Origin of the sequence: Falsiroseomonas sp., from assembly GCF_030695085.1 — a bacterium.
Classification (GTDB): domain Bacteria; phylum Pseudomonadota; class Alphaproteobacteria; order Acetobacterales; family Acetobacteraceae; genus Falsiroseomonas.
Window position 1 is genome coordinate 1 of sequence record NZ_JAUYTS010000154.1, and the last position, 5637, is coordinate 5637.

Sequence of the window (5637 nt, forward strand, 5' to 3'; positions counted from 1 at the left end):
GGGCGGATCACCCCGGTACAGCCCGCGGCCCGGCCGGGGCCGGCCTTGCGGGTGATCATGGCGGCCGGGAAGTTCCAGGGCGTGATCGCGGCGAAGACGCCAATCGGCTCCTTCAGCACCAGGATCCGCCGGCCCTTGGCATTCTGCGGGATGGTATCGCCATAGATGCGCTTCGCTTCCTCGGCGAACCACTCGATGAAGGATGCCGCATAGGCGATCTCGCCCTTGGCCTCGGCCAGCGGCTTGCCCTGCTCGGCGGTCATGATGGCGGCCAGGTCATCCGCATTGGCCAGCATCAGGTCGTTCAGCTTGCGGAGGATGGCGGCGCGCTCCTTGGCCAGCATGGCGCGCCAGCCGGCGAAGGCGGCCTGCGCCGCCTCGATCGCGCGGCGCGTCTCGGCGGCCCCGAGTGCCGGCACTTCGCCGATCACCTCGCCATTCGCCGGGTTGCGGACCGCGATGGTCTTGCCGCTATCCGCCTGGATCCACTTGCCGCCGACACAGTTCGCCTGGCGGAACAGGTCGGGGTCCTTCAGCGGCAGCTTGGCCGTGACGTCCAGCATGTCGGCTTTCCTTCCCTCGGTACCCGCCGAAGATAGAACTTCGGCGGGGCGATGTCAGGGGCCGGGGTCCTGCTACTCGACCGTCACGCTCTTGGCCAGGTTGCGCGGCTGGTCCACATCCGTGCCCTTCAGCACCGCGACGTGATAGGCCAGCACCTGCACCGGAATGGCGTGCAGGATGGGCGCGGCGAAGGGGTGCACCGTCGGCAGCACGATCACGCGTTCGGCAAAACCGCGCAGCGCCTTCGCTCCCACCGCATCCGTGAAGGCCATGATCCGCCCGCCGCGCGCCGCCGCTTCCTGCAGGTTGGACGCGGTTTTTTCGAACAGCGGCCCGCTGGGGCACAGCGCGATGACCGGAACGGCGGAATCGATCAGCGCGATCGGGCCATGCTTCATCTCACCGGCCGGATAGCCCTCGGCATGGATGTAGGACAGCTCCTTCAGCTTCAGCGCGCCTTCCATGGCAATCGGCATCAAGGCGCCGCGGCCGAGGAAGAGCACGTCACGCGCCTTGGCGACCTCCACCGCCATTTCGCGGATTTCCTCATCCTGTTCCAGGATTCGCGCGGCATGGCCGGGCACTTCCGTCAGGGTCGAGGCCAGCAGCCGCGCGGTCGCCTCATCCAGCGTGCCACGGGCACGTCCGAAGCCGATGGCGAGGCAGGCGAGCAACGCAAGCTGCGCAGTGAAGGCCTTGGTGGAGGCGACGCCGATCTCGGGCCCCGCCACCGTCAGCAGCGCGCCATCGCTCGCGCGCGCCATGCTGCTCTCCGGCACATTGACCACCGAGAGAACCTTCTGGCCGCCCTGCTGGAGCAGGCGCAGCGCCGCCATGGTGTCCGCCGTCTCACCGGATTGCGAGACCAAGATGGCCCCGCCACCTTCCGCAAGCGGTGGCTCGCGATAGCGCAATTCGCTGGCGACATCGGCATCGACCGGGATGCGCGCCAGCTGCTCGATCCAGTAGCGCCCGACCTGCGCGGCCAGGAAGGCGCTGCCGCAGGCGGACATGGTCAGGCGTGGCACCACGGCCGGGTCGAAGGGCAGCGGCGGCAAAGCGACGGCACGCGTGGTGGGATCGAGGTACTGCTGCAAGGTGTCACCCAGCACGGCCGGATGTTCGTGCAGCTCCTTTTCCATGAAGTGGCGGAAATTGCCCTTGCCGACCGCGGCGCCGGAGATCGCGGTCAGCCGGATTTCCCGCGTCACCTCGGCATCCGACGAATCATGGAAGACGGCAGTGCTGTCGGAGACAACGGCCCAGTCGCCTTCCTCCAGATAGGCAATGCGGCGCGTCAGCGGCGCCAGGGCCAGCGCGTCCGATCCCACGAACATCTCGCCATCGCCAAAGCCGATCGCCAGCGGCGCGCCCTGCCGGGCGGCGATCAGCATGCGGGGGTGGCCGGCAAACATCATGGCCAGCGCGAAGGCGCCATGCACACGGCGGAGCGAGGTGGCAGCCGCTTCCTGCGGGGTCGCGCCCTGCTGCAAATGCCAATCCACCAGGCGGGCGAAGGTCTCCGTATCCGTCTCCGTCTCGAATTCCTGCCCCTTCGCCTCAAGCTCGGCGCGCAGTTCGGCGTGGTTCTCGATGATGCCGTTATGCACCACGCTGACGCGCGGCGTGCCGTGCGGATGCGCGTTGCGCTCCACCGGCGCGCCATGGGTGGCCCAGCGCGTGTGGCCGATACCGGTGGTGCCGGACAGCGGCGACTGTTCCAGCACAACCGCCAGGTTGATCAGCTTGCCCTCGGCGCGCCGGCGATCGATGTGGCCATTCACCAGGGTTGCCACCCCGGCGCTGTCATAGCCGCGATATTCCAGACGCCGCAGCGCCTCCAGCAGGCGCGGCGCTGCCGCCTCACGCCCCACCACTCCGACGATGCCGCACATCAGGCCTTCACTCCCTTTCCGCGAAAGCCACGCCCAGCCTTGTTGGCTTGGCGGCCGCGCGCGATCGCCATGGCATCGTCCGGCACGTCTTCCGTGATGACGCTGCCCGCCGCGACCAGCGCCCGCGCGCCGACCCGAACCGGCGCCACCAGCGCCGTGTCCGATCCGATGAAGGCGCCGGCGCCGATCTCGGTGCGGTGCTTGTTCACGCCGTCATAATTGCAGGTGATGGTGCCGGCGCCGATATTGGCGCCTGCGCCGATCTCGGCATCGCCCAGATAGCTCAGATGGTTCGCTTTGGCGCCCGCACCCAGCACGGTGGCCTTCAGCTCGACGAAATTGCCGACATGCCCACCTGGCTCGATGCGTGTGCCGGGCCGCAGCCGGGCGAACGGGCCGATGATGGCACCCGCGCGGACGATGCAGCCTTCCAGATGGCTGAAGGCGCGGATTTCCACCCCGTCCTCCACCACCACGTCGGGCCCGAAAACCACGTTGGGCCCGATCTTGACATCCTGGCCGAGCCGCGTGTCGAAGGCGAAGGTCACGCTGTCGGGCTGGATCAGCGTGGCGCCGCCCTCCATCGCGGCCAACCGCAGCCGCGCCTGCACAGCGGCCTCGGCGGCGGCCAGTTCGACCCGGCTGTTGATGCCGCGCAGCTCGGCCTCCGGCGCCTCGATCACAACTACACGCTCACCGGCCTGGCGCGCCAGCGCGACGATGTCGGTCAGGTAGTACTCGCCCTTCGCATTGTCGTTGCGGATCGCGCGCAGCCAGCGGAACAGGCTGGCCGCCGGGGCGCAGATCACGCCGGCATTGCACAGGCCTATGGCGCGCTCCTCCGCCGTCGCATCGGCCCATTCGACAACGCGCTCCACCTCCCCCGCCGCATTGGTCAGCACGCGGCCGTAGCGCCCGGGGTCGGCGGGCCGCATGGCCACCAGGGCCAGCCCCGCACCGACCCGTGCCGCCGCCAGGCGGCGCAGCGTCTCCGGCGTGATCAGCGGGTTGTCGGCGTAGAGCACCGCCACATCCCCCGCGAACGCCTCCAGCAGCGGCGCCGCCTGCAGCGCCGCATGGCCGGTGCCCAGCCGCTCCGTCTGCACAACCACCGGATGTGGGTCCGCCGCGCGCTGCAATGCGGGCATTTCCGGCCCGATCACCACCACGGCCCGGTCGAACACCTCGGTCGCCGCCGACAGGATGTGTTGCAGCATGGGGCGCGCCGCGATGGGGTGCAGGGCCTTGGGCAGGCGGGACCGCATGCGGGTTCCGAGCCCGGCAGCGAGGATGACGGCAGCAATGTTCATGCCCCCCCGGTAATCCGACCTCGCCCTGGGCCGCAAGGTGGCGCCGGTCACGTCCCGTTGCGCGGCGTAACGACACCGCCTTGCCGCTGCGGGCGTCCGGGCCTATCGGGGGGCATGCAACCGATCGCCGTCTTCGACCTCGATGGCACGCTGGTGGACAGCGCGCCCGATCTCCACGCCGCGCTGGACCGGCTGATGGCCGTACGTGCCCTGCCGGGATTTGCACGGGCGGAAGTGGTGGCGATGATCGGCGATGGCGCCAAGGTATTGGTGGAACGGGCACTGGCAGCGCGCGGATTGCCCTTCGACCAGCCCGCGCTGGAGGCTTTCCTCGAAGACTATGGCGCCAACGCAGCGGTTGAGACCGCCGCCTTCCCCGGCATCCGGGAGGTTGTGGCCGATCTGGTCCGGGACGGCTGGCGCCTGGCCGTCTGCACCAACAAGCCGGTTTCCCCCGCGATCACATTATTGCGGGAGCTTGGCCTGGCCGAGCATTTTGCCGCCATCGGGGGCGGCGACTCCTATCCGACCCGCAAGCCGGACCCGGCCCATCTCCTCGCCACCCTCCGGGATGCCGGTGGCCGGGCGGAGGATGCCGTGATGATCGGCGATCATCACAACGACATGGCGGCGGCCCGCGGCGCGGGTGTACGTCCGATTTTCGCAGGATGGGGCTACGGCCCCGTCGCCATGGCGGCCGGCGCCCCGATTGCCGCCACGCCCGCAGGGTTGCAGCCGCTACTGGCGCGTTTGCACCACGGTTGAGGCTTCCGCCCGCAGCAGCACCGCCGTCGCGGTGCCGAACCAGCGGCTCGAGACCTCGATACGGACCGGGATCGGCGGTGCGCCAGGGAATGGCGCTGCGATCCAGGCGGTGCCAGTCTGCGGGGCCGCGGCCCGTTCGCGGGGCTGGTCGCGCATGAAGCCCGCCACCAACCGTCCCTCGAAGCTGCAGCGCAGCGCCTCGCCATGCCAAGCGCTGCGCCAGGGGCGGATCAGTTCCCGCCCCTGTGTCGAGATGGCAAAGTCGCTGCGCCGCCGGCCGTCATAGACCGGCGCACGCCCTTCGCAGGTGCCACTGCCGGCCACCGTGCGGGACAGCAGCGCCATGGCGGACAGCGCGTCGATGGTGCCGCGCCGCGCCTCGACAGGTACTGCCTCCCGCTCCTCGTCATTCGGTGGCACCATCGCCTCCACCACCGGATTGCCGCCCGACCAGGCGAGCACCACAAGCCGGTCCCGGCCCCGCCACACGCCCTCCGACCGATAGGTCGATGGCAGCACGGTTCCGCGGCCCCAGGCGCCGGCGGCGCGGGACACCTGTTCACCGGAGACGAAGGCCGCAGCGACGCCCTGCGTCCGCATCCGGGTCTCGACCCGGTATCCTGCCGGGGTCAGTTCAAAATCCGCCTCCATCTGCAGCACCGTCATACCAGCGGCATAGACGTCATAGATGGCGCGCACGGACTCCGCGGCCGCGTCACGCGGCACGAGGGCCAGACCAACAAGACCGGCGAGGAACCAGGAGCTATGGCGCATCACAGGCATATCGGCTGCGCCAGGCGCTTTCCAAGGACACCTCCCCAGCTTGACACATCCTGGGCTCCGCATTATCCCCCGCACCCCAGGATGGGCGCGTAGCTCAGCGGTAGAGCATCGCCTTCACACGGCGGGGGTCACAGGTTCAATCCCTGTCGCGCCCACCATCCTGCCTCTCACCAGACGTCCGGCACGACACGATCGCCGGAGGGGCCGAAGCCCCCCCGACCTGGCTCGCCGCTTCAGTTCGAGCTTGCAGCGGGCGGCGGACCGCCACGGCCACCCGGGCCGCGCTCGCCCGGACCACGCTCGCCCGGACCACGCTCCTC

Annotated in this window: 5 protein-coding genes and 1 tRNA gene; 2 read left to right on the top strand and 4 right to left on the bottom strand. The window is 69.8% G+C overall.

Annotated features, from left to right (window positions below):
• The 3 genes from Q8S40_RS16495 to glmU form a co-directional block, all read right to left on the bottom strand.
• A partial coding sequence (locus Q8S40_RS16495) for an aldehyde dehydrogenase family protein (protein ID WP_305671243.1) occupies positions 1-563 on the bottom strand: 563 nt, incomplete at its 3' end.
• 72 nt (positions 564-635) lie between these two features.
• Positions 636-2459, bottom strand: a complete 1824-nt coding sequence (gene glmS, locus Q8S40_RS16500; RefSeq protein ID WP_304807288.1) for a glutamine--fructose-6-phosphate transaminase (isomerizing) — start codon at positions 2457-2459, stop codon at positions 636-638.
• Positions 2459-3769 carry a bifunctional UDP-N-acetylglucosamine diphosphorylase/glucosamine-1-phosphate N-acetyltransferase GlmU gene (glmU, locus tag Q8S40_RS16505; RefSeq protein WP_305671244.1) on the bottom strand — a complete coding sequence of 437 codons (1311 nt, stop codon included), beginning with the start codon at positions 3767-3769 and terminating at the stop codon, positions 2459-2461. Before glmU ends, glmS begins: the two co-directional genes overlap by 1 nt.
• Before the next feature lie 114 nt (positions 3770-3883).
• Here glmU and Q8S40_RS16510 point away from each other — a divergent pair, with 114 nt between their 5' ends.
• Positions 3884-4534 carry an HAD-IA family hydrolase gene (locus Q8S40_RS16510; protein WP_305671245.1) on the top strand — a complete coding sequence of 217 codons (651 nt, stop codon included), beginning with the start codon at positions 3884-3886 and terminating at the stop codon, positions 4532-4534.
• On the opposite strand, the gene Q8S40_RS16515 is transcribed toward Q8S40_RS16510, so the two are convergent.
• Positions 4508-5308, bottom strand: coding sequence for a DUF3108 domain-containing protein (locus Q8S40_RS16515; protein WP_305671246.1), 801 nt, complete (start codon positions 5306-5308; stop codon positions 4508-4510). The two genes, Q8S40_RS16510 and Q8S40_RS16515, sit on opposite strands and share 27 nt — an antisense overlap.
• A 92-nt stretch (positions 5309-5400) precedes the next feature.
• On the opposite strand from Q8S40_RS16515, the gene Q8S40_RS16520 reads away from it, so the two are divergent.
• Positions 5401-5475, top strand: a tRNA-Val gene (locus tag Q8S40_RS16520).
• Positions 5476-5637 lie beyond the last annotated feature (162 nt).